The sequence below is a fragment of the Paracoccus halophilus genome (assembly GCF_000763905.1).
Taxonomy (GTDB): domain Bacteria; phylum Pseudomonadota; class Alphaproteobacteria; order Rhodobacterales; family Rhodobacteraceae; genus Paracoccus; species Paracoccus halophilus.
Window position 1 is genome coordinate 135,420 of the sequence record NZ_JRKN01000001.1, and the last position, 20,231, is coordinate 155,650.

General features: G+C 67.6%; 21 protein-coding genes. 11 read left to right on the forward strand and 10 right to left on the reverse strand.

Annotated elements, in window-relative coordinates; all coding sequences use genetic code 11:
* The first annotated feature begins 5 nt into the window (after nucleotides 1–5).
* The gene (locus IT41_RS00665) at nucleotides 6–323 is read left to right on the forward strand and encodes a chorismate mutase (protein ID WP_036737896.1); all 318 of its coding nucleotides are present in this window, start codon (nucleotides 6–8) and stop codon (nucleotides 321–323) included.
* Here IT41_RS00665 and IT41_RS00670 read toward each other — a convergent pair.
* Genes IT41_RS00670 through ruvC form a run of 5 tightly spaced genes read right to left on the reverse strand, consistent with a single transcriptional unit; the run spans nucleotide 320 to nucleotide 3,802 of the window.
* A complete protein-coding gene (locus IT41_RS00670; protein ID WP_036737897.1) occupies nucleotides 320–730 on the reverse strand; it encodes a PaaI family thioesterase in 411 nt (136 codons plus the stop codon). The genes IT41_RS00665 and IT41_RS00670 overlap by 4 nt on opposite strands.
* Entirely contained in the window at nucleotides 723–1,748 is a 1,026-nt protein-coding gene (gene ruvB / locus IT41_RS00675; protein ID WP_036738158.1) for a Holliday junction branch migration DNA helicase RuvB, read from the reverse strand. Before ruvB ends, IT41_RS00670 begins: the two co-directional genes overlap by 8 nt.
* Complete coding sequence (locus IT41_RS00680) at nucleotides 1,745–2,629, reverse strand: M48 family metalloprotease (protein ID WP_036737898.1); 885 nt, start codon at nucleotides 2,627–2,629, stop codon at nucleotides 1,745–1,747. The genes ruvB and IT41_RS00680 overlap by 4 nt, the downstream gene beginning before the upstream one ends.
* 4 nt (nucleotides 2,630–2,633) lie before the next feature.
* Complete coding sequence (gene ruvA, locus IT41_RS00685) at nucleotides 2,634–3,311, reverse strand: Holliday junction branch migration protein RuvA (protein WP_036737901.1); 678 nt, start codon at nucleotides 3,309–3,311, stop codon at nucleotides 2,634–2,636.
* The gene (gene ruvC, locus IT41_RS00690) at nucleotides 3,308–3,802 is read right to left on the reverse strand and encodes a crossover junction endodeoxyribonuclease RuvC (RefSeq protein ID WP_036737904.1); all 495 of its coding nucleotides are present in this window, start codon (nucleotides 3,800–3,802) and stop codon (nucleotides 3,308–3,310) included. The genes ruvA and ruvC overlap by 4 nt, the downstream gene beginning before the upstream one ends.
* Before the next feature lie 121 nt (nucleotides 3,803–3,923).
* Between ruvC and IT41_RS00695 the strand changes: the two genes are divergently transcribed.
* From IT41_RS00695 to IT41_RS00720, 6 genes are read left to right on the forward strand one after another with little or no spacing between them, the layout of a single operon-like run.
* A complete protein-coding gene (locus IT41_RS00695) occupies nucleotides 3,924–6,767 on the forward strand; it encodes a monovalent cation/H+ antiporter subunit A (protein WP_036737905.1) in 2,844 nt (947 codons plus the stop codon).
* Entirely contained in the window at nucleotides 6,767–7,132 is a 366-nt protein-coding gene (locus tag IT41_RS00700; RefSeq protein WP_036737906.1) for a Na+/H+ antiporter subunit C, read from the forward strand. The genes IT41_RS00695 and IT41_RS00700 overlap by 1 nt, the downstream gene beginning before the upstream one ends.
* Nucleotides 7,129–8,724, forward strand: a complete 1,596-nt coding sequence (locus IT41_RS00705; protein WP_036737907.1) for a monovalent cation/H+ antiporter subunit D — start codon at nucleotides 7,129–7,131, stop codon at nucleotides 8,722–8,724. The genes IT41_RS00700 and IT41_RS00705 overlap by 4 nt, the downstream gene beginning before the upstream one ends.
* Nucleotides 8,721–9,212: a Na+/H+ antiporter subunit E gene (locus IT41_RS00710; RefSeq protein ID WP_036737908.1), complete on the forward strand. Its 492-nt coding sequence runs from the start codon at nucleotides 8,721–8,723 to the stop codon at nucleotides 9,210–9,212. Before IT41_RS00705 ends, IT41_RS00710 begins: the two co-directional genes overlap by 4 nt.
* Nucleotides 9,209–9,478: a K+/H+ antiporter subunit F gene (locus IT41_RS00715; protein ID WP_036737909.1), complete on the forward strand. Its 270-nt coding sequence runs from the start codon at nucleotides 9,209–9,211 to the stop codon at nucleotides 9,476–9,478. Before IT41_RS00710 ends, IT41_RS00715 begins: the two co-directional genes overlap by 4 nt.
* A gap of 9 nt (nucleotides 9,479–9,487) precedes the next feature.
* A complete protein-coding gene (locus tag IT41_RS00720; protein ID WP_036737910.1) occupies nucleotides 9,488–9,874 on the forward strand; it encodes a Na+/H+ antiporter subunit G in 387 nt (128 codons plus the stop codon).
* 45 nt (nucleotides 9,875–9,919) lie between these two features.
* On the opposite strand, the gene dapA is transcribed toward IT41_RS00720, so the two are convergent.
* Complete coding sequence (dapA, locus tag IT41_RS00725; protein WP_036737911.1) at nucleotides 9,920–10,795, reverse strand: 4-hydroxy-tetrahydrodipicolinate synthase; 876 nt, start codon at nucleotides 10,793–10,795, stop codon at nucleotides 9,920–9,922.
* Nucleotides 10,796–10,897: 102 nt separating this feature from the next.
* Between dapA and IT41_RS00730 the strand changes: the two genes are divergently transcribed.
* Entirely contained in the window at nucleotides 10,898–13,048 is a 2,151-nt protein-coding gene (locus IT41_RS00730) for a lytic transglycosylase domain-containing protein (RefSeq protein WP_231564664.1), read from the forward strand.
* Here IT41_RS00730 and IT41_RS00735 read toward each other — a convergent pair.
* The 4 genes from IT41_RS00735 to groES form a co-directional block, all read right to left on the reverse strand.
* Nucleotides 13,002–13,961 (reverse strand): DMT family transporter, encoded by a 960-nt coding sequence (locus IT41_RS00735; RefSeq protein WP_036737912.1) that lies wholly within the window; start codon nucleotides 13,959–13,961, stop codon nucleotides 13,002–13,004. The two genes, IT41_RS00730 and IT41_RS00735, sit on opposite strands and share 47 nt — an antisense overlap.
* Before the next feature lie 68 nt (nucleotides 13,962–14,029).
* The gene (locus IT41_RS00740) at nucleotides 14,030–14,818 is read right to left on the reverse strand and encodes an inositol monophosphatase family protein (RefSeq protein ID WP_036737915.1); all 789 of its coding nucleotides are present in this window, start codon (nucleotides 14,816–14,818) and stop codon (nucleotides 14,030–14,032) included.
* A 356-nt stretch (nucleotides 14,819–15,174) separates the two neighbouring features.
* The gene (gene groL, locus IT41_RS00745; protein WP_036737916.1) at nucleotides 15,175–16,818 is read right to left on the reverse strand and encodes a chaperonin GroEL; all 1,644 of its coding nucleotides are present in this window, start codon (nucleotides 16,816–16,818) and stop codon (nucleotides 15,175–15,177) included.
* Nucleotides 16,819–16,859: 41 nt separating this feature from the next.
* Nucleotides 16,860–17,147, reverse strand: coding sequence for a co-chaperone GroES (gene groES / locus IT41_RS00750; RefSeq protein ID WP_036737917.1), 288 nt, complete (start codon nucleotides 17,145–17,147; stop codon nucleotides 16,860–16,862).
* Nucleotides 17,148–17,377: 230 nt separating this feature from the next.
* Between groES and IT41_RS00755 the strand changes: the two genes are divergently transcribed.
* The 3 genes from IT41_RS00755 to IT41_RS00765 are packed head-to-tail and all read left to right on the forward strand — an operon-like array spanning nucleotide 17,378 to nucleotide 20,123.
* Nucleotides 17,378–18,706: a glycosyltransferase family 4 protein gene (locus IT41_RS00755; RefSeq protein ID WP_052081213.1), complete on the forward strand. Its 1,329-nt coding sequence runs from the start codon at nucleotides 17,378–17,380 to the stop codon at nucleotides 18,704–18,706.
* Nucleotides 18,707–18,745: 39 nt separating this feature from the next.
* Nucleotides 18,746–19,798 (forward strand): TraB/GumN family protein, encoded by a 1,053-nt coding sequence (locus IT41_RS00760; protein ID WP_036737919.1) that lies wholly within the window; start codon nucleotides 18,746–18,748, stop codon nucleotides 19,796–19,798.
* Nucleotides 19,788–20,123, forward strand: a complete 336-nt coding sequence (locus tag IT41_RS00765; RefSeq protein ID WP_036737921.1) for a nuclear transport factor 2 family protein — start codon at nucleotides 19,788–19,790, stop codon at nucleotides 20,121–20,123. Before IT41_RS00760 ends, IT41_RS00765 begins: the two co-directional genes overlap by 11 nt.
* Nucleotides 20,124–20,231: the final 108 nt, after the last annotated feature.

Genomic DNA, 20,231 nt, shown 5'->3' on the forward strand with positions numbered 1-20,231 from the left:
ATGCCATGACCCCTGATGAACCGATTGTTGCCGTCGATTCCGCAATGCATGGATTGCGCGCGCGGATCGATGCGCTGGATGCGCGGCTGATCGCGCTTCTGGCGGAACGCTCGGCCCTGATCGACGAGGCCGCGCGGATCAAGGCGCGCGAGGGCCTGCCCGCGCGGATCGACAGCCGCGTCGAAGAGGTCGCCGCGAATGCCCGGCGACTGGCCCGGGCGCAGGGTTTCGACGCCGATCTGGCCGAAAGCCTGTGGCGGCTGATGATGGAGCATTTCATCGCCCAGGAGGATCGCCTGCTTGCGGCGGGGCGTAAACCCTAGACCGGGATCATCGTTCCCTGCAGCATGGCGACATGCTTGCGGCTCGCGCCGGTGACGGCCCAGACATCGGCGGCGACCACCAGAATGCGGCGGCCGGGGCGGATGACGCGGCCCTCGGCGATCAGGGATTCGCCCAGGGCCGGGGACATCAGGTTGATCTTCATCTCGACCGTCATCACCTCGGCCGTCTCGGGCATCAGGCTGAGCGCGGCGTAGCCGGCGGCGGAATCGCCGATGCTGAAGGTCAGGCCGGCATGGCCCGCGCCATGCTGCTGCAGCGCGCCCGGCAGGATCGGGGCCGAGATCGTGACCTGCCCCGGCGCGACCGCCGTCAGCGTCGCGCCCAGCGTCCGCATCATGCTCTGGCGGTCAAAGCTGGCCCGGATGCGGGCTTCCATGTCATTCATCGAACAGGCTCTCCTGCGGGCGCGGCGCCTCAAGTCCCAGATGCCGCCAGCCCAGACGCGCCAGCATGCGGCCGCGCGGGGTGCGGGCGACAAGGCCCTGCTGCATCAGATAGGGCTCGATCACTTCCTCGATCGCGTCGCGGCTTTCCGAGAGCGCGGCCGACAGGGTCTCGACGCCCACCGGACCGCCGCCGTAATGCTCGGCCATCAGCGTCAGATAGCGACGGTCGGCGCCGTCCAGCCCGATATGGTCCACGCCCAGCCGGGTCAGGGAACTGTCCGCGATCTCGCGCGTGAGCCGGCCGTCGCCCTCGACCAGCGCAAAGTCGATCACGCGCCGCAACAGGCGGCCGGCGATGCGCGGCGTGCCACGGGCGCGGCGGGCGATCTCGCGCGTGCCCTCGGGCTCGGAGGGGATGCCCATCAGGCGGGCGCCGCGCGTCACGATCAGGTCCAGTTCCTCGACGGTATAGAATTGCAGCCGGGTCGGGATGCCGAAGCGGTCGCGCAGGGGCGTGGTCAGCAGGCCAAGCCGGGTGGTCGCGCCGACCAGGGTAAAGGGTTGCAGCTCGATCCGGACGGTGCGGGCGGCGGGGCCTTCGCCGATCACCAGATCCAGTTCGAAATCCTCCATCGCCGGGTACAGGATTTCCTCGACCGCCGGGTTCATGCGGTGGATCTCGTCGATGAACAGCACGTCGCGGGCTTCCAGATTGGTCAGGATCGCGGCCAGATCGCCGGCCCGGGCCAGAACCGGGCCCGAGGTCATCTTGAAATTCACCCCCAGTTCGCGCGCCATGATCTGCGCCAGCGTGGTCTTGCCCAGACCGGGCGGGCCGTGGAACAGCGTGTGATCCATGGCCTTGCCGCGCATCCGCGCGCTTTCGATAAAGACCCGCAGATTGGCCCGCGCCTCGGCCTGGCCCACGAAATCGGCCAGCAGTTGCGGGCGCAGGGCGCGGTCCTCGGCCTCGCCCTCCAGGGGCTCGGGGCGCAGCATCGGATCGGGCCGGGTCATGCGCCGCCCCACGGCCCGGCGGCGCGGGGCGCGGCGGGGCGCCCGGCACCCATGGCCTGCAGGCGGGCGATCCGTTCCTCGGTCGGGGGATGGGTCGCGAACAGCCGGTCCATGCGCATGGCGTGCAGCGGGTTGATGATGAACATGGACGCCGAGGCGGGGTTGCGCTCGGCCGGGATGTTCACGCTGCGGCCGGCGGCGCGGGCGATCTTGGCCAGCGCCGAGGCCAGCGCCATCGGCCGGCCGCAGATCTCGGCGCCGATGCGGTCGGCCTCGTATTCGCGGGCGCGCGAAATGGCCATCTGCACCAGACCGGCCGCCATGGGCGCGAAGATCATCGCCAGCAGGCCGGCCAGCCCGCCGCCGCGATTGTCGTCGCGGCCGCCGAACAGGGACGAGAACATCAGCATGTTGCCCAGCATGGCGATGGCGCCGGCCATGGTCGCGGTGACGGTCATGATCAGCGTGTCGCGGCTTTTGATATGCGCCAGTTCATGGGCGATCACGCCGGCCAGCTCGTCGCGGTTCAGCACCTGCAGGATGCCCTGGGTCACCGCGACTGCGGCGTTTTCCGGGTTGCGGCCGGTGGCAAAGGCATTGGGCTGTTCGGTGGCCAGCACATAGACCCTGGGCATGGGCAGGTTGGCGCGCTGTGCCAGCGCGGCGACCATGTCGACCAGTTCCGGGGCCTGGTTGCGGCTGACCTCGACCGCGCCCTGCTGGCGCAGCACCGCCTTGTCGCTGTTCCACCAGGCCCAGATATTGCCCGCCCCGGCAATGACCAGCGCGATCACCGCGCCGCCCTGTCCGCCCAGCAGCCAGCCCATGCCCAGCGCGGTCATGGCGGCCATCAGGATGAAGGTGCGGATATTGCCGGTCATCTTTCTACTCCTTGGGGGCAAGCAGCCGCAGGGCCGCGCGGATCAACGCCGCCGTGGGGGCGTCGGGTTCCGCTGCCGCGGCCTCGGCCACGGCACGGGCGGCCTCGGAGGGGGCATAGCCCAGATTGCCAAGCGCCGAGAGCGCGTCGGCCGTGGCCTGCGCGCCGGAACCGGCCGCCTGCGCGGCCTTGGGCGCGGCGGCCGGGGCCGGGGCGTCGCCCGGAGCGTCATCGGGCAGCGGGCCGGGATCGACGGTCAGCGTGCCGCCAAGCGCCATGACGGCGGGGGCCTTGTCCTTGAGCTCCATGGCGATGCGCTGCGCCAGTTTCGGCCCGACGCCGGGCGCCTTGCGCAAGGCGGACCAGTCGCCCAGAGCCAGCGCGCGGGCCAGCCCCTCGGGTCCCAGCGAGCCCAGGATCGCCAGCGCCACCCTGGCCCCGACCCCCTGGACCGAGATCAGCAGCCGGTGCCATTCCTTTTCCAGAAGCGTCGGAAAACCGAACAGTTGCAGCAGATCCTCGCGCACCAGAAGTTCGGTATAAAGCGCCACGGCCTGACCGGCGGCGGGCAGGGCGGCGGCGGTGCGTTCGCTGACATGGACGATATAGCCCACGCCGCGCACGTCGATCAGCACGTGATCCTGCGCGCGATGCAGGATGGTGCCGGCGATGCGCCCGATCATGCGGTCGCCTTGACGCGCAGCGCGCGCCCTTGCAGGTGATGGGCGTGGCAGATGGCGACGGCCAGCGCGTCCGCCGCGTCGGGGCCGGCGAAATCGACCCCGGGCAGCATGACGCGGACCATATGCTGGATCTGCTCCTTGGCGGCATGGCCGACGCCGACCACGGTCTTTTTCACCGCGTTCGGGGCATATTCGCCGATCTCCAGCCCCGCCTCGGCCGGCGCCAGCAGGGCGATGCCCCGCGCCTGACCCAGTTTCAGCGTGCCCACGGCATCCTTGTTGACGAATGTCTGCTCGACGGCGGCGGCATCCGGGCGGTGTTCGGCGATGATCGCGCAAAGCCCGCGATAAAGCGCCGCGAGGCGCGGCCCCAGTTCGCCCGTCTCGGAATGGACGATGCCATTGGCGATGTGGCGCATGCGCGACCCCTCTGCCGCGATGATGCCCCAGCCCATATTGCGCAGGCCCGGGTCGATGCCGATGATCTTCATGCCTCTTGTCCTTTTTTGAAAGGGTTAGCACGAAAGGCGAACATCGACCAGTGGCTTTGTCATCGGCTTGACATTGCCCGCGGGCATCGCGGACACAGGGAAGGACCGGGGAAGAGGACACATGTCGCCAGCGCTAATCGCCCTCCTGCCATTCATCGGGGCCCTTTTGCCGGGCCTGCTGATCCGTTCCGGCCGCGATGTCGCGGCGATATCCTGCGGCACCGCGACCTTCATCGCGCTTTTGGGGCTGTGCCTGCATATCCCCGCGATCATGGCGGGCGAGGTGATCACCGCGCGCTTCGAGTGGCTGCCCTCGCTGGGGATGAACGCGAATTTCCGCATCGACGGGCTGGGGCTGCTGTTCGGCATCCTGATCCTGGGAATCGGGCTGCTGATCATCACCTATGCGCGCTATTACCTGTCGCGCAACGATCCGGTGGGCCTGTTCTATACCTATCTGATGCTGTTCCAGGGCGCGATGATCGGCATCGTGCTGTCGGACAATATCCTGCTTTTGCTGGTGTTCTGGGAACTGACATCGCTGTCCTCGTTCCTGCTGATCGGCTATTGGCGGCATCTGCCCGAAGGGCGGCAGGGCGCGCGCATCGCGCTGACCGTCACCGCGCTTGGCGGGCTTGCGATGATCGCCGGGATGCTGATCCTGGGCAATATCGCCGGCAGCTACGACATCAGCGATATCCTGCAGGCGCGCGAGGCGATCCAGGCCAGCCCGCTTTATGTGCCGGCGCTGGTCCTGATCCTGCTGGGCGCCTTTACCAAATCGGCGCAGTTCCCGTTCCATTTCTGGCTGCCCCATGCCATGGCCGCGCCGACGCCGGTTTCCGCCTATCTGCATTCGGCGACCATGGTGAAGGCGGGGCTGTTCCTGCTGGCGCGGCTGTGGCCGGTGCTGTCGGGCACGCCGGAATGGTTCTATCTGGTCGCCACGACCGGGCTTCTGACCATGGTCAGCGCCGCCTGGATCGCGATTTTCCGCGATGACCTGAAATCGCTGCTGGCCTTTTCCACGGTCTCGCATCTGGGGCTGATCACCATGCTGCTGGGTTTCGGCACCCAAGGGGCGGCGGTGGCGGCGATGTTCCACATCGTCAATCATGCGACCTTCAAGGCGGCGCTGTTCATGACCGCCGGCATCATCGACCACGAGGCCGGCACGCGCTCGATCAGCCGGCTGGGCGGATTGCGCAGGCTGATGCCGATCACCTTCACCATCGGCACGCTGGCCGCGCTCTCGATGGCGGGGGTGCCGCCGCTGAACGGATTCCTGACCAAGGAGATGATGCTGCAGGAGACGACCGAGGCCGTCTGGTTCGGCAATGGCACGGTGCTCTATGTCTTCGGTACGCTGGGGGCGCTGTTCTCGGTCTGCTATTCGCTGCGTTTCGTGACCCAGGTGTTTCTGGGCCCCGAGCGGGACGACTATCCCGCGCATCCGCATGATCCGGGCTTTGGCTTGCTGGTCGGGCCGGCGCTGCTGGTCGTGCTGGTGGTTCTGATCGGGATGTTTCCCAACACCTCGGCCGCCTGGCTGGTCGCGGCCTCGTCCAGCGCGGTGACGGGGGTCGCGCAGGATCCGCATTTCGCGCTGTGGCACGGCGTCAATCTGGCGCTGAAGCTGTCCCTGACCGCGATTCTGGGCGGTCTGCTGCTGCTGGCGCTGAACCCCGGCATGCTGGCGATGCGCGACGCGGTCTGGCGGCCCGATGGCAAGCGGGCCTTCGACGCCATCACGCGGGGCGCGACCGGCGTCGCGCGCGGGTTCACCGAGCGGTTCACCAACGGCTCCATGTCGCGCGCCCTGGGGGCGCTGTCGATGACCATCGTGGCCACCGGGCTCTGGGCGTTCTCGACCGGGCGCTATCAGGGCGCCAGCCGGCCGATGCTGGAGGTGGGGGTGGTGCCGCTGACCGGCTGGATCCTGCTGATGGTGGCGACCGCCTGCATGGTCGCCTTTCACCGGCTGCGCATCCTGGCGCTGGTGCTGGTCAGCATCATCGGCCTGATCGTGTCGGGCACCTTCATCTACCTGTCGGCGCCCGATCTGGCGCTGACCCAGATCTCGGTCGAGGTGGTCACCGTCGTGCTGCTGCTGCTGGCGCTGAACTTCCTGCCCAAATATACGATACTGGACAGCGCCGATCGCAAGCGCGGGCTCGACGCCTTTGTCGCGACGGTCACCGGCCTGGGCTTCGGGGCGCTGTCCTATTGCATCATGCGCAGCGATTTCGCCTTTCCCCCGATTTCCGGCTACATGCTGGAGAACAGCTACAAGCTGGGCGGCGGCAGCAATGTCGTCAACGTCATCCTGGTGGATTTCCGCGGCTATGACACCTTTGGCGAGATCACCGTGCTGGGCATCGCCGCGCTGACCATCTTTGCGCTGACCGAGACGCTGCTGGCCGGCGCCAGCGGCCGGCGGCTGCGCAACTGGGTCCATGACAGCCTGCGCGCCGGGGATCGCCATCCGATGCTGCTGGTGGTGGTCACGCGGCTGATCCTGCCGATTTCGCTGGTGGTCGGGCTGTTCATCTTTCTGCGCGGGCATAATTCGCCGGGCGGCGGTTTCGTCGCCGGGCTGGTGGTCTCGATCGCGCTGGTCTCGCAATACATGGCCTCGGGCTTTTCCTGGGCGCAGGAGCGGCAGAGCATCAACTATCACGCCTTTATCGGCGCCGGCGTCATCGCGGCGGGGATCACCGGCATCGGCGCCTGGTTCGCCGGCCTGCCGTTCCTGACCTCGACCTATGGCTATGTGAAGCTGCCGGGGATCGAGGAGTTCGAGCTGGCCTCGGCCATGGGCTTCGATCTGGGCGTGTTCCTGTGCGTGGTCGGTGCCGTCATGCTGGGGCTGAACTCGCTGACCCGGATCGCGCGGCAGACCGGCGCGACGGTGAATCTGGAGCCGATGGACGTCGATCCCAGCAAGGAGGCAGAGCACCGCTGATGGAATTCCTGTTATCAAGCGCGATCGGGGTGCTGACCGCGGCGGGTGTCTATCTGGTCCTGCGGCTGCGGACCTTTGCCGTGGTCCTGGGCACGACCATGCTCAGTTATGCGATCAACGTGTTTCTGTTCTCGACCGGGCGGCTGGTGGTGGACGCGCCGCCGGTGCTGCGATACGGGGCCGAGACCTATACCGACCCGCTGCCGCAGGCGCTGGTGCTGACCGCCATCGTGATCTCGTTCGGGATGACGGCGGTGGTGGTGTTGATGGCGCTTGGCGCCTTTCTGGAAGGCGGGGACGACCGCGTGGACATGCCGCGCGCCGACCGCCTGCCCGATCACCGGGCGGGGGATGACGGCGCATGAACCACCTGCTTATCGCTCCGGTCGTGCTGCCCGCGGTCATCGGCCCGCTGATCATCATGTGGATGCGCAACGATCTGCTGCTGCAGCGCGTCTTCTCGATTGTCGGCACGGCGCTGCTGGCGGTGGTGGGCATCTATCTGAACTGGATTGCCGCCTCGGGCGAGGTGTTCGTCTACCGGCTGGGCAACTGGGCCGCGCCCTTCGGCATCGTGCTGGTGCTGGACCGGCTGGCGGCGATGATGGTGCTGCTGACGGCGGTGCTGGCGCTGGCCGTGCAGCTTTATGCCGTGGGCTCGGGCTGGGACCGCAAGGGCTGGCATTTCCATGCGCTGTGGCAGTTCCAGCTGATGGGCATCTGCGGCGCCTTTCTGACCGGCGACGCCTTCAACCTGTTCGTGTTCTTCGAGGTGCTGCTGATCGCCAGCTACGGGCTGATGATCCATGGCGGCGGCGAGATGCGGCTGCGCGCGGGCGTGCAGTACATCGCCTATAACCTGGCCGGATCGACCCTGTTCCTGGCCGGGCTGGGGGTGCTCTACTCGGTCACCGGGACGCTGAACATGGCCGACATGGCGATGCGCGTGGCGCAGATGCCGGCCGAGGATACCGCGCTGCTGCGCGCCGGCGCGGTGCTGACCATGCTGGTCTTTGCCATCAAGGCGGCGCTGGTGCCGCTCCATTTCTGGCTGCCCTCGACCTATGCCAATGCGCCGGGGCCGGTGGCGGCGCTGTTCGCGATCATGACCAAGGTCGGCGTCTATGCCATCATCCGCTTCTACACGCTGATCTTTCCGCAGGACGCGGTGACCGAAACGCTGCTGGGCGACCTGCTGCTGCCGGCGGCATTGCTCACCCTGGCGCTCGGGCAGGTCGGCATTCTGGGGACCCGGCATCTGGGCCGGCTGGCCTCCTATGCCGCCATCGGCTCGATCGGGACGCTGGTCATCGCGGTGGCGCAATATACGCCGCAGGCAACCTCGGCGGCGATCTATTACCTGATCCACTCGACGCTGGCGACCGGGGCGCTGTTTCTGGTCGTCGATCTGATCGGCGCGCGTCGCGGCGATCTGTGGCTGCGGCTGGACCGGGTCATGCCCGGTAACGGCATGATCGCGGCGCTGTATTTCATCACCGCCATCGCGCTGGTCGGGATGCCGCCGTTTTCGGGCTTTGTCGGCAAGCTGCTGGTGCTGCAGGCGACCGCGGATGTGTCCTGGTCGGTCACCATCTGGTCGGTGATCCTGATCACCTCGCTGATCGCGATCTACGGCCTGTCGCGGGCGGGCAGCCTGGTGTTCTGGAAATGCTACGAGGTCGAGGGCCCGGACCGGCCCGAAGCCCCCAAGGACCCGGCGGCCCCCTCCGGCCCGATCCCGCCCCGGCTTGAGCCCGACGAGCAGATCCAGGATCTGGGCGACGCCCCGGCCAACTGGCTGGCGCTGACGGCGACCGGCCTGCTTCTGGCCGGGATCGTCGCGATGACCGTTCTCGCCGGTCCCGCCGTGCGCATGGCCGAGGCCACCGCGCAGCAGCTGCACGACCCGGCCGTCTATATCGGCAGCGTCCTGCAAGGGCAGGAGGGCACGAAATGATGCGCCGGCTGTTTCCCCATCCCTGGCTGTCGGTGGTGCTGGTCCTGACCTGGATGCTGCTGGTCAATCGCTGGGCGGTCGGCTCGTTGCTGTTCGCGCTGATCATCGGGATCGTGGTGCCGCTGATGACCGCGCCCTATTGGCCCAATGCCACCGGATATTCGCGCCCGGGCAGGATACCGGCCTATCTGGCCATCGTCATATGGGATATCGTCAAGGCGAATTTCTCGGTCGCGCGGATCGTGCTTTTCACCCCGCGCAGCGCCTTGCGGCCGGCCTGGATCACCGTACCGCTGGAGCTGCGCCGCCCCGAGGCGATCACCGCGCTCGCCGGCACCATCACCCTGACCCCGGGCACCGTCAGTTGCGACCTGTCCGAGGACGCCCATGCCCTGCTGGTCCATTGCCTGCACGCGCCCGACCCGGATGCAGTTCTTGACGAGATCAAGACCCGCTACGAAGCCCGGCTGAAGGAGATTTTCGAATGATCGGATATGCCCTTTACTTTGCCTTTGCCTGCTTTGGGCTGGCCCTGCTGTTCTGCCTGTTCCGCGTCGTCTTCGCGCCCGGTCTGGCGGATCGCGTGCTGGCGCTGGACACGATGACGATCAACATGATCGCGCTGCTGACGCTGTTCGGCATCGACCGCGGCACGACGATCTATTTCGAGGCCTCGCTGCTTTTCGCCATGGTCGGCTTCATCTCGACCGTGGCCTTCGCGAAATTCGTCCTGCGCGGCGACATCATCGAATAGGGGGAAGGCATGATCTGGGAAATCATCATCTCGGTCTTGCTGGTCACGGGCGGTTTCTTCGGCCTGGTCGGATCCTACGGGCTGGTCAAGCTGCCCGATCCGATGACCCGGTTGCACGCGCCGACCAAGGCCGCGACGCTGGGCGTGGGCGCGACCCTGACCGCGTCGCTGATCTGGTTCCCGACCCAGGGCGGGCAGAGCACCTGGCACGAGCTGCTGATCCTGCTGTTTCTGTTCATGACCGCGCCGATCACCGGCGCCTTCATCGCCAAGGCGCATCTGCATCTGGGCTGGGATGCCGATGAACTGCCGCGCCCCGAGCCGGACCTGCATTGGGCGACCTTTGCCGGCCCCGAGAATGAAAGCGTTCTGGATCGCAAGACGCCCGACGAATGATCCGCGCGGCCGGACGCGCCGGCTCCGCCCGGATCATCAGGCGGCTCAGATCAGCCCGGCATGGGCCATTGCCGCGTCGATCGCGGCCTTGACCCCATCGGACAGCCCGACCAGCGGCAGGCGCACCCGGTCGCTGCACAGGCCCAGCCGCGACATGGCGTATTTCGCCCCGGTCACGCCCGGCTCGAGAAAGATCGCGACATGCAGCGGCATCAGCAGGTCCTGGAACTCCAGCGCGCGCGCATAGTCCCCGGCCAGCGTCGCGGTCTGGAAATCGGCGCAAAGCCCGGGCGCGACATTCGCCGTGACCGAGATGCAGCCGACGCCGCCATGCGCGTTGAAGCCGAGCGCGGTCGCGTCCTCGCCCGAAAGCTGGATGAAATCGGTGCCGCAGCTGATCCGCTGCTGGCTGACCCGCTCCAGCCGGCCGGTGGCGTCCTTGACGCCGATGATGCGCGGCAGTTTCGCCAGCTCGCCCATGGTCTCGGGCGACATGTCGATGACCGAGCGGCCGGGAATGTTGTAGATGATGATCGGCAGGTTGCTGGCATCGTGCAGCGCCGTGTAATGCGCGATCAGCCCGGCCTGCGTCGGCTTGTTGTAATAGGGCGTCACGACCAGCGCGGCATCGGCGCCGGCGGCCTGCGCGTGCTGGACCAGCCCGATCCCTTCGCGGGTCGAGTTCGAGCCGGCGCCGGCGATCACCGGGATCCGGCCGGCGGCGACGCGGATCACCTCTTCGACCACCAGGCGGTGCTCGTCATGGCTCAGCGTCGGGCTTTCGCCGGTGGTGCCGACGGGAACCAGCCCGTGGCTGCCCTGGGCGATATGCCATTCGACAAGCTTTTCCAGCGCGGGGAGATCCAGCTCCCCGTCGGGGGTGAAGGGGGTGACCAGCGCGGGCAGCGAGCCTTTGAACATGACAGTATCCTGAAATTTGCTTCCCAAGCCCTTACATCCGCCGTTCGGGATTGCCAAGCTTGTGAGTTGCGGACGACGACAGAGTCTCGCAGAAATGAGGCCATGATGTATCCCTTGCGCGACATGATCATTGCGACCCTGCTGGCCGTCGGCCTGGGGCTTGGCCCCGGCTGGGCGCGCGCCGAGGAGGCGGGGGTTCTGGCCCGCGCGCTGGCGGCGGCCACGGCCCGGGACTGGGACAAGGCGACGGCCGAGGCCGCGCGGTCGGGCCCCATCGCGCGCGACCTGATCGCCTGGCAGCGGCTGCGCGCCGGGCAGGGCAGCTGGCCGGAATACCGGGATTTCGCCGCCCGCAATGGCGACTGGCCGGGGATGGAGCTGTTCTACAAGCGCGGCGACGCGGTCCTGCGCGCCGATCTGCCGCCCGATGAGGTCACGCAATGGTTCGGTGCCCGCCGCCCCGACACGCTGAACGGGGCGATGGCGCTGATCAGGGCGCTGGATGCCGGCGACAGCGATGCCGCCTCGGCAGAGATCGCGCGGTTCTGGACCGAAACCCCGCTGAACAAGGCCGAGGCGGATATCTTTCTGGCGAGCCATGGCGCGCGGGTGGCCGGATTGCACGACGCCCGCGTGATGCGCCTGCTGGATCTGGGCGAATGGCGGGCCGCGCAGGTCGCGCTGCCCCATGCCTCGGCGCCGGCCCGCGCGCTTGCCGAGGTGCGTCTGGCGCTGCAATCGGCGCAGCCGGGGGTGGATGCGCGGATTCTGGCGCTGCCCGAGGATCAGCGCGACGATGCCGGGCTGGCGCTGGACCGCTTTCGCTGGCGGATCTGGGCCAAGATGCCGGAACTGGCGCGCGACCTGATGCTTGAGCGCTCGACCAGCGCGGCGGCGCTGCGCGACCCGACCGCCTGGGCCGGCAAGCGCGCCGATTATGCGCGCCTCGCGCTGCGTCAGGGCGACTGGGCGATGGCCGAAAACCTGGCCACCGGGCATTTCCTTGAACCGGGGACCGAGGCGTTTTCGGACCTGGAATGGCTGGCCGGCTATGCCGCGTTGCGCGGCGGCGCGCCCGACCGGGCGCTTGGGCATTTCCAGAAGCTGCAAGCCGCCGTCATCAGCCCGATATCGCTGGCCCGCGCGCATTACTGGCAGGGCCGCGCGCATGAGGCGGCGGCGGATGAGGCCGCAGCCCGGGCGGCCTATCTTGCGGCGGCCGCCTATCAATCGGCATGGTACGGGCAGCTTGCCTCGGAAAAGCTGGGTCTGCCATTGCAACCCGAACTGGCCATTGCCGGGCGGGCCGAGGCCACGCTGCCCGACTGGCGCGGCAGCGCGCTGCGCGAGAACCGGCTCTGGCAGGCCGGTATCTGGCTGATCGCGGCGGGCGATCCGGCGCAGGGCCAGCGCTTTCTGCTGCATCTGGCCGAGACGGCAGCGTCCGAGGATATCGCCCGAATGTCGCGGATGATGCTGGAAATGGGCATGCCCTGGCACGCGCTGCGCCTGGCCAAGGCCGCCGCCGGCAAGGGCGTGGTCTATCCGGCCGCCTATTTCCCGCTGACCGGGCTTGAAAACAGCGAGCTGGGCCTGCCGCCGGAGCTGATCATGGCGATCGCCCGGCGCGAAAGCGAATTCAACCACACGGTTTCCTCGCATGCCGGCGCCCTGGGGCTGATGCAGGTGATGCCCGAGACCGGGCGGGCCATGGCGCGGCGCATCGGCGAGCCCTTCGACCGGGGGCGGATGACCCGCGACGCGGCCTATAACGCGCGGCTGGGCGGGGCCTATCTGCAAGGGCTGCGCGAGCGTTTCGGCCCCTCGATCGCGCTGGTCGCGGCAGGCTATAACGCGGGGCCCGGGCGCTCGGCCCGCTGGCTGGGGGAATTCGGCGATCTGCGCGACGGGGCCGATCCGGTCGACTGGGTCGAATCGATCCCCTTCGACGAGACGCGCAACTATGTCATGCGGGTGGCCGAATCGCTGCCCATCTACCGGGCCCGCATCCAGGGCGGCCCGGCGCCGCTGGTGCCGACATGGGATCTGACCGGCGGCGGCGCCATGCCCGCGCCCGAGGTCCAGCCGATCCGGCTGGTCGCATCCCGCCGGCCGGCGCTCGGGCCGCGCGCGCGCGCGCATTTCGCCGCGGGTGGCGTCCTTGCCGAGGTGCTTGGCGCCGGTGCGCCGCCCGGGACCGGCGCAATCAGCCCGTCTCAGCCCGTTCGCGCTGACGGGAACGCCACCAGGTGAACATGCCGGCGCCGACCACGATGGCGCCGCCGATGGCGACATTCGGGGCCAGCGTCTCGCCGAAGAGCGTCACGCCGAAGATGCTGACCCAGACCAGCTGGGTATAGGAAAAGGGCTGCAGCGCCGAGGCCTCGGCCAGCTCATAGGCCTTGATCAGCATGAAATGCGCGACCGCGGCGCAAAGGCACAGCAGCAGAAGCCAGGGGATGTCGCGCGGGGCGATCGGCTCCCAGTACCAGATGCCGACGAGCGTGATGGCGATGGCGCCTGCGATGCCGGTCCAGAAAAAGCTGACCATGGCCGGATCGTCGCGCGCGACCAGCCGGGTCAGCAGACCGTAGACGGCGAACATCACCGCGCCCCCCAGCGGGAGGGAGGCATTTGCGCTCAGCGCGCCGCTGCCGGGGTTGAGCACGATCAGGATGCCCAGAAACCCCGCCGCGACCGCCGCCCAGCGGCGCCAGCCGACCTTTTCGCCCAGCACCGGCCCCGACAGGGCCGAGATCAGCAGCGGGTAGCAGGCGAATATCGCATGGGTGTTGATCAGGCCCAGCCGCACGAAAGCCTCGACCGTGACAAGGACCTCGGCCGCCAGAAGCACGCCGCGAAAGGCCTGTGTCCATGGCCGTTTCGTGCGCATCGCGCGGCTCAGCCCGCCCGGCGCGCGGGCGCAAAGCAGCACCACGAAGACGGCAAAGAACCAGTAGCGCAGCATGATCACGAAGATCGGGGAATAGGCCGCGCCCAGATAGCGCGAGATGCCGTCCTGCGCCGCAAAGATAAAGGCCGAAGCGCAGATCATCACGATCGCCATGCCCTGCCGGTCGATGCGGGGCCTGGCCTGGGGCGGCGGCACGGCAGGCGGTTGTGCCGCCGGGGCCATCAGCGGCCCCGTCTGAGGATTCTCGGGCATCGCGCGGGTTCCGGTCTGGTATACCAGCTTTGGCCATGCGCCGGACAGGCGCAAAGGTCAAGCCCGGGTCAGTCGCGTTGTCGGATAACTCCCGCGAATTCGTCGAAAAGCTGCGTATTTCCGGCCAGGATCGTCCCCGATTCGATCGGGTTTTCCTCGGGCCGGATCGATTCGACGAAACCGCCGGCTTCCTTTACCAGCAGGATGCCCGCCGCCACGTCCCAGACATTCAGGCCGCGTTCCCAGTACCCGTCAAAGCGGCCGCAGGCGACATAGGCCAGATCCAGCGATGCCGCGCCCCAGCGGCGCACGCCCGCCGTCAGCGGCATCAGCCGGCCAAGGTCGCGGATCGTGGCCGGCAGGGTGCCGCGCCCGCCAAACGGCACGCCGGTGGCGAAGATCGATTCGATCATCTGCCGGCGGCCCGAGACGCGGATGCGGCGGTCGTTCAGGAATGCGCCATCGCCGCGCTCGGCGGTGAACATCTCGTCCTTGGCGGCGTCGAAGACCACGGCGGCGACGATCTCGCCCTTGTGCTCCAGCGCGATGCTGACCGCCCAATGCGGCAGCCCGTGCAGAAAATTCGTGGTGCCGTCCAGCGGATCGACGAGCCAGCGCCGCGTCGGGTCCTCGCCGGCCTCCTCGCCGGTTTCCTCGCCGACCCAGCCGTAATTCGGACGCGCGCCGCGCAGTTCCTCCTTGATGATGCGCTCGGCCTCGCGGTCGGCGCGGCTGACGAAATCGCCCGGACCCTTGGCGCTGACCTGAAGGTTCTCGACCTCGCGGAAATCCTTGACGAGGCTGCGGCCCGCCTTGCGCGCGGCCTTGATCATGATGTTGAGATTGGCGCTGGCCATGGCTTTCCCTTTGTCGGAATGGCCGCCCTATTAGGCGAAGGCGGGCGGAAAGCCAAGCCGGAGCGGGATTTATCGGGATTCATCGCGAGGTGGTGACCGCGACGGCGGCGGCGCCGTGGTGATCTGGATGAAAGCCCTCGGGCATAGCAGCGGCTGAAGCCGGGCTGCTGAACGCTCCTGACCGGGCCGGACCTTGACGGCGCAAGCGCCGCCGGCGGGCATGGGCGTGCGCAGGAGATCCCCATGCTCGTTCAGGCGCTTGAGAATGTTGCCGGGCGTCCCTGCGACATGGGTGAGACAAAAAAGGCCGCCCCTTTCGGGACGGCCTTCTCTGTCCGATGCGGATCGGCGGATGATTACATCATGCCGCCCATGCCGCCCATGCCGCCCATGTCGGGCATGCCGCCGGCCGCTTTCGGCTCGGGCTTCTCGGCGACCATGGCCTCGGTGGTGATCAGCAGACCGGCGACCGAGGAGGCATCCTCGAGCGCGGTGCGGACCACCTTGGCCGGGTCGATGACGCCGAACTTGAACATGTCGCCATATTCTTCGGTCTGGGCGTTGAAGCCAAAGGTCTTGTCCGAGGATTCGCGGACCTTGCCGGCGACAACCGCGCCGTCAACGCCGGCATTCTCGGCGATCTGGCGCATCGGCGCTTCCAGCGCGCGGCGCACGATGGCGATGCCGGCATCCTGATCGGAGTTCTCGCCCGTCAGGCCGTTCAGCGCCTTGCCGCCCTGGACCAGCGCGACACCGCCGCCGACCACGACACCTTCCTGCACCGCGGCGCGGGTCGCGTTCAGCGCGTCATCGACGCGGTCCTTGCGCTCTTTCACCTCGACCTCGGTCATGCCGCCGACGCGGATGACGGCGACGCCGCCGGCGAGCTTCGCCACGCGCTCCTGCAGCTTTTCCTTGTCGTAATCCGAGGTGGTTTCCTCGATCTGCTGGCGGATCTGGCTGACGCGGGCCTCGATCTCGGACTTTTCACCGGCGCCGTCGACGATGGTGGTGTTGTCCTTGTTGATCGAGATCTTCTTGGCGGTGCCCAGCATGTCGATGGTGACGTTTTCCAGCTTCATGCCCAGGTCTTCGCTGATCACCTGACCGCCGGTCAGGATGGCGATGTCCTGCAGCATGGCCTTGCGGCGATCGCCGAAGCCCGGAGCTTTCACGGCCGCGATCTTCAGACCGCCGCGCAGCTTGTTGACGACCAGCGTGGCCAGGGCCTCGCCTTCGACATCCTCGGCGACGATCAGCAGCGGTTTCTGCGACTGGATCACCGATTCCAGCAGCGGAACCATCGGCTGCAGCGACGAGAGCTTTTTCTCGTGCAGCAGGATATAGGCGTCTTCCAGTTCGGCGACCATCTTGTCGGGGTTGGTCACGAAATAGGGCGACAGGTAGCCGCGGTCGAACTGCATGCCCTCGACCACTTCGACTTCGGTGTCGAGGCCCTTGTTCTCTTCGACGGTGATCACGCCTTCGTTGCCCACGCGCTGCATGGCGTCGGCGATGAAGCGGCCGATCTGGGCTTCGCCATTGGCCGAGATGGTGCCGACCTGGGCGACTTCGTCGCTGTCATTGACCGGGCGCGAGGCGGCCTTGATCGCCTCGACCACTTTCGAGGTGGCCAGGTCGATGCCGCGCTTCAGATCCATCGGGTTCAGACCGGCGGCGACCGATTTCAGGCCTTCCTTGATGATCGCCTGGGCCAGAACGGTGGCGGTGGTGGTGCCGTCGCCGGCCTCGTCATTGGTGCGCGAGGCAACTTCGCGGACCATCTGGGCGCCCATGTTCTCGAACTTGTCGGACAGTTCGATTTCCTTGGCGACCGTGACACCGTCCTTGGTGATGCGCGGCGCACCGAAGGATTTGTCGATCACGACGTTGCGGCCTTTCGGACCCAGCGTGACCTTGACGGCATCCGCCAGCACGTTCACGCCCTTGAGCATGCGGTCGCGGGCGTCGGTGTTGAATTTGACTTCTTTCGCAGCCATTTACTTTTCTCCTCGGAGATTGGTTGTTCGGGAAATGACGATCAGGCGATGATGCCCAGGATGTCGCTTTCCTTCATGATCAGCAGCTCTTCGCCATCGACCGTGACTTCGGTGCCCGACCATTTTCCGAACAGGACGCGGTCGCCGGCCTTGACGGCGGGGGTGATCAGTTCGCCCGAATCCTTGCGCGCACCTTCGCCAACGGCGACGATTTCGCCCTCGGCCGGTTTTTCCTTGGCGCTGTCGGGGATGATCAGGCCGCCCTTGGTCTTTTCGTCGGATTCGACGCGGCGGACCAGGACACGGTCATGCAGCGGTTTGAAAGCCATTCTAGAACACTCCGGTGTTTCAGGTTGCAGTGTCTCGGTTGTTGGCACTCAGGGTTAGTGAGTGCCAATGACGCTCATCTAGGCCTCGCCGCGTGGCCTGTCAACGCCTTGCCACGGCTTTACCGCGATTTGTTCCCCATGCTAGGTTGCGCGCGCCGGGGTTTCGGAATTTTGGCAGGAATTTCAAAGGCGATTGCAGCGCCGCTGAGCCGCGGCAACAGGGATTGGGGATGGTCGGGGTGGAATTGGTGCCGGAATCGGACGGGAACGGTAAAAAACTGTCGATCTTGCTGCTGGCGGATGATTGCAACCCCGAATGGCCCTCGCTGCCGATCGTGGGCTACAAATATGCCATGGCGCTTGGCCGCGAGGCGCGGGTGGTGGTCGCGACCCATGTCCGCAACCGCGAGAATATCGAAAAGGCCGCGCCCTCGGGGGTCGAATTCGTGTTTCTGGACAATGAGCGCGTCGCCTCGCCGATTTACAAGATCGCGACCTGGCTGCGCGGCGGCTCCGAGGTTGCCTGGTCGACCAACATGATCATGCAATACTTGCCCTATCTCGCTTTCGAGCGAGAGGTGTGGAAGCATTTCCGCAAGGATCTGCGGGCGGGCGCCTTTGACCTGGTGCACAGGATCACGCCGATGACGCCGACGCTGCCCAGCTATATCGCCGGCAAGCTGCCGGTGCCCTTTGTCATCGGCCCGCTGAACGGCAACCTGCCCTGGCCGCGCGAATTCCGCGCCGAGCAGAAGCGCGAGCGCGAGCGCCTGCGCGTCCTGCGCAATTTCGCCCGGCACCTGCCCTTTGCGCGCAAGACCTTTTCCCGCGCGGCACTGGTGCTGGCGGGGTTCGAGCATACCATGCGCGAGCTGCGTCCGCTGGCCCCCGGTCGCGTGGTGAACTTTCCCGAGATCGGCTATGATCCGACGATATTTCACGCGCGGCGCGCGGCGCCGGCCTTTGGCGGGCAGGGGCCGCGCCGGTTCCTGTTCGCGGGCCGGCTGGTGCCCTACAAGCTGCCCGATGTCGCGGTGCTGGCCTTTGCCGGGGCGCCGGAGCTTGCCGGGCACAGCCTGCATATCGTCGGCGACGGCCCCGAGATGCCCCGCCTGCGCGAGATCGTCGCCAGCCACGGCCTGCAGGATGTCGTGCATTTCGAGGGCCGCCGCAGCCAGGACGAACTGGCCACGATGATGCGCGGCTTCGACGGCTTCGTCTTTCCCTCGATCCGCGAGCTGGGCGCGGGCGTGGTGATCGAGGCCATGGCCTGCGGCATGACCTGCTTTGTCGCCGATTACGGCGCGCCGGGCCATCTGGCGGGGCGTGGGCGCGGGGTGACCGTGCCGATCCGCGACCATGCCGGTTATGTCACCCAGTTCCGCCAGGCGCTGGCCGGCGCGGTGGCCGATCCGGCCGGTGCCGCCGAACGGGCCGTCGCCGGACAGGCCTATGCCGAGGGCCTCTATCCCTGGGCGCGCAAGGCGCATGAGACGATGGCCTATTACCGCGACCTGCTGGCCGGGCGGCCGGTGCGCGACCGGGGGGATTACGATTGAGCCCGCGCCACGCGGGCCGTTTGCAAGGATAAAGCGCAGATGAAACGCCATATTTTCAGACCGGCCCTGACCGCTTTTTTCCTGTCGCTGACATTCGCGCTGCCCCTGGCGGCGCAGGAATGCGCGGGCCGCAACCTGTTTCAGGACATGGCGCCGGGGCGTCTGGCGGAACTGCGCGCCGCCTCGGCCGCCGTGCCCTATGATGACGGGCTGTTCTGGCAGGCGGAAAAGGACGGGATGCGCGCCATCCTGATCGGCACCTATCATTTCGGCGACCCGCGCCACGCCATCACGATGGAGCGCTTTGCCCCCGAGATCGCGCGCGCCGGTTTCCTCATGGTCGAGGCCGGCCCCGAGGAAGAGGCCCGGCTGACCGAGGCCATGGCCAGCGACCCCTCGCTGATCGTGGACATGTCCGGGCCGACCCTGCCCGAGCGGCTGGACAAGGCCGAATGGCAGGCGCTCTCGGACCTGCTGGAACAGCGCGGCCTGCCGGCCATGGTCGCCAGCCGCTTGCGGCCCTGGTATGTCGCGGTCATGCTGGGCATCTCGCCCTGCATGATACGCATGACCCAGGAGCGGGGCGATTCGGGCGGGCTGGACGGCCTGCTGACCGAAAGCGCCCTGGCCGAGGGCGTGCCGATCCGGGCGCTGGAGCCCTGGAACACGCTCTTCACCCTGTTCGAGGGGATGACCCCGGAGGAGGAGGAGGACATGATCCGCGCCGCCATGCCGGCCGCGCGCTATGCCGATGATTACGCCGTCACCCTGGCCGATGCCTATTTCGCCGGCGAAAGCTGGATGATGTGGGAATTCGGCCGCTTCGACGCCTATGAGAAATCCGGCCTGCCGCGCGATCAGATCGACGCCCAGATGCAGATGGCGCAGGAAAAGCTGATGGATCAGCGCAACGCAAGCTGGATCGGCCCGATCGAGACCACGGCGGCCGAGGCGGCGGTGCGGGGCAAGGCCATCGTCGTCGGCTTTGGCGCGCTGCATCTGCCGGGCGAAAAGGGCGTGCTGCGGCGGCTGGAAAATTCGGGCTGGAGGATCAGCCCGATCATCGTGGAGGGGATCGGCAATGGCGGATGAGCTTTGGCGCGAAGAGCGCGAATTCTGGCTGGCTGGCGTGGCCGAGGCGGCGCGCAGGATCGACAGCGCCTGCGTGATGGCCTTTGCGCAGACCGGCATCCTGGATCGGGCGGGGGTGATCGCGGCGCTGCAATCGGCGCCGCGCTGGCAGGAGGTCACGATGACCGCGCGGGCCACGGTCGAGACCGACGAGGTCTGCCTGCTGGCCTATCACGCCACCGCGCGCCGGCCGGGCGCCGAGACCTATCGCGCGCTCTGCACCACGACCTGGATCCGGCGCGCCGGCGACTGGCGGATCCTGCAGCACCAGCAGACGCCGGTGTGAGCGCCCCCCAAATCTGCCGGCAATGCCTGCAAGCCATTGCGCCGCGCGCCGGGGTTCATAGACATTCCCCCCGGGCAGCCCTATAAGGCGCGCGAATTTTCCGACAAA

What these genes read in the sequence shown, in the direction of transcription:
- IT41_RS00665 (WP_036737896.1), top strand. Translation starts at nt 6, where the DNA reads ATGACCCCTGATGAACCGATTGTTGCCGTCGATTCCGCAATGCATGGA.
- IT41_RS00670 (WP_036737897.1), bottom strand. Translation starts at nt 730, where the DNA reads ATGAATGACATGGAAGCCCGCATCCGGGCCAGCTTTGACCGCCAGAGC.
- ruvB (WP_036738158.1), bottom strand. Translation starts at nt 1,748, where the DNA reads ATGACCCGGCCCGATCCGATGCTGCGCCCCGAGCCCCTGGAGGGCGAG.
- IT41_RS00680 (WP_036737898.1), bottom strand. Translation starts at nt 2,629, where the DNA reads ATGACCGGCAATATCCGCACCTTCATCCTGATGGCCGCCATGACCGCG.
- ruvA (WP_036737901.1), bottom strand. Translation starts at nt 3,311, where the DNA reads ATGATCGGGCGCATCGCCGGCACCATCCTGCATCGCGCGCAGGATCAC.
- ruvC (WP_036737904.1), bottom strand. Translation starts at nt 3,802, where the DNA reads ATGAAGATCATCGGCATCGACCCGGGCCTGCGCAATATGGGCTGGGGC.
- IT41_RS00695 (WP_036737905.1), top strand. Translation starts at nt 3,924, where the DNA reads ATGTCGCCAGCGCTAATCGCCCTCCTGCCATTCATCGGGGCCCTTTTG.
- IT41_RS00700 (WP_036737906.1), top strand. Translation starts at nt 6,767, where the DNA reads ATGGAATTCCTGTTATCAAGCGCGATCGGGGTGCTGACCGCGGCGGGT.
- IT41_RS00705 (WP_036737907.1), top strand. Translation starts at nt 7,129, where the DNA reads ATGAACCACCTGCTTATCGCTCCGGTCGTGCTGCCCGCGGTCATCGGC.
- IT41_RS00710 (WP_036737908.1), top strand. Translation starts at nt 8,721, where the DNA reads ATGATGCGCCGGCTGTTTCCCCATCCCTGGCTGTCGGTGGTGCTGGTC.
- IT41_RS00715 (WP_036737909.1), top strand. Translation starts at nt 9,209, where the DNA reads ATGATCGGATATGCCCTTTACTTTGCCTTTGCCTGCTTTGGGCTGGCC.
- IT41_RS00720 (WP_036737910.1), top strand. Translation starts at nt 9,488, where the DNA reads ATGATCTGGGAAATCATCATCTCGGTCTTGCTGGTCACGGGCGGTTTC.
- dapA (WP_036737911.1), bottom strand. Translation starts at nt 10,795, where the DNA reads ATGTTCAAAGGCTCGCTGCCCGCGCTGGTCACCCCCTTCACCCCCGAC.
- IT41_RS00730 (WP_231564664.1), top strand. Translation starts at nt 10,898, where the DNA reads ATGATGTATCCCTTGCGCGACATGATCATTGCGACCCTGCTGGCCGTC.
- IT41_RS00735 (WP_036737912.1), bottom strand. Translation starts at nt 13,961, where the DNA reads ATGCCCGAGAATCCTCAGACGGGGCCGCTGATGGCCCCGGCGGCACAA.
- IT41_RS00740 (WP_036737915.1), bottom strand. Translation starts at nt 14,818, where the DNA reads ATGGCCAGCGCCAATCTCAACATCATGATCAAGGCCGCGCGCAAGGCG.
- groL (WP_036737916.1), bottom strand. Translation starts at nt 16,818, where the DNA reads ATGGCTGCGAAAGAAGTCAAATTCAACACCGACGCCCGCGACCGCATG.
- groES (WP_036737917.1), bottom strand. Translation starts at nt 17,147, where the DNA reads ATGGCTTTCAAACCGCTGCATGACCGTGTCCTGGTCCGCCGCGTCGAA.
- IT41_RS00755 (WP_052081213.1), top strand. Translation starts at nt 17,378, where the DNA reads ATGGTCGGGGTGGAATTGGTGCCGGAATCGGACGGGAACGGTAAAAAA.
- IT41_RS00760 (WP_036737919.1), top strand. Translation starts at nt 18,746, where the DNA reads ATGAAACGCCATATTTTCAGACCGGCCCTGACCGCTTTTTTCCTGTCG.
- IT41_RS00765 (WP_036737921.1), top strand. Translation starts at nt 19,788, where the DNA reads ATGGCGGATGAGCTTTGGCGCGAAGAGCGCGAATTCTGGCTGGCTGGC.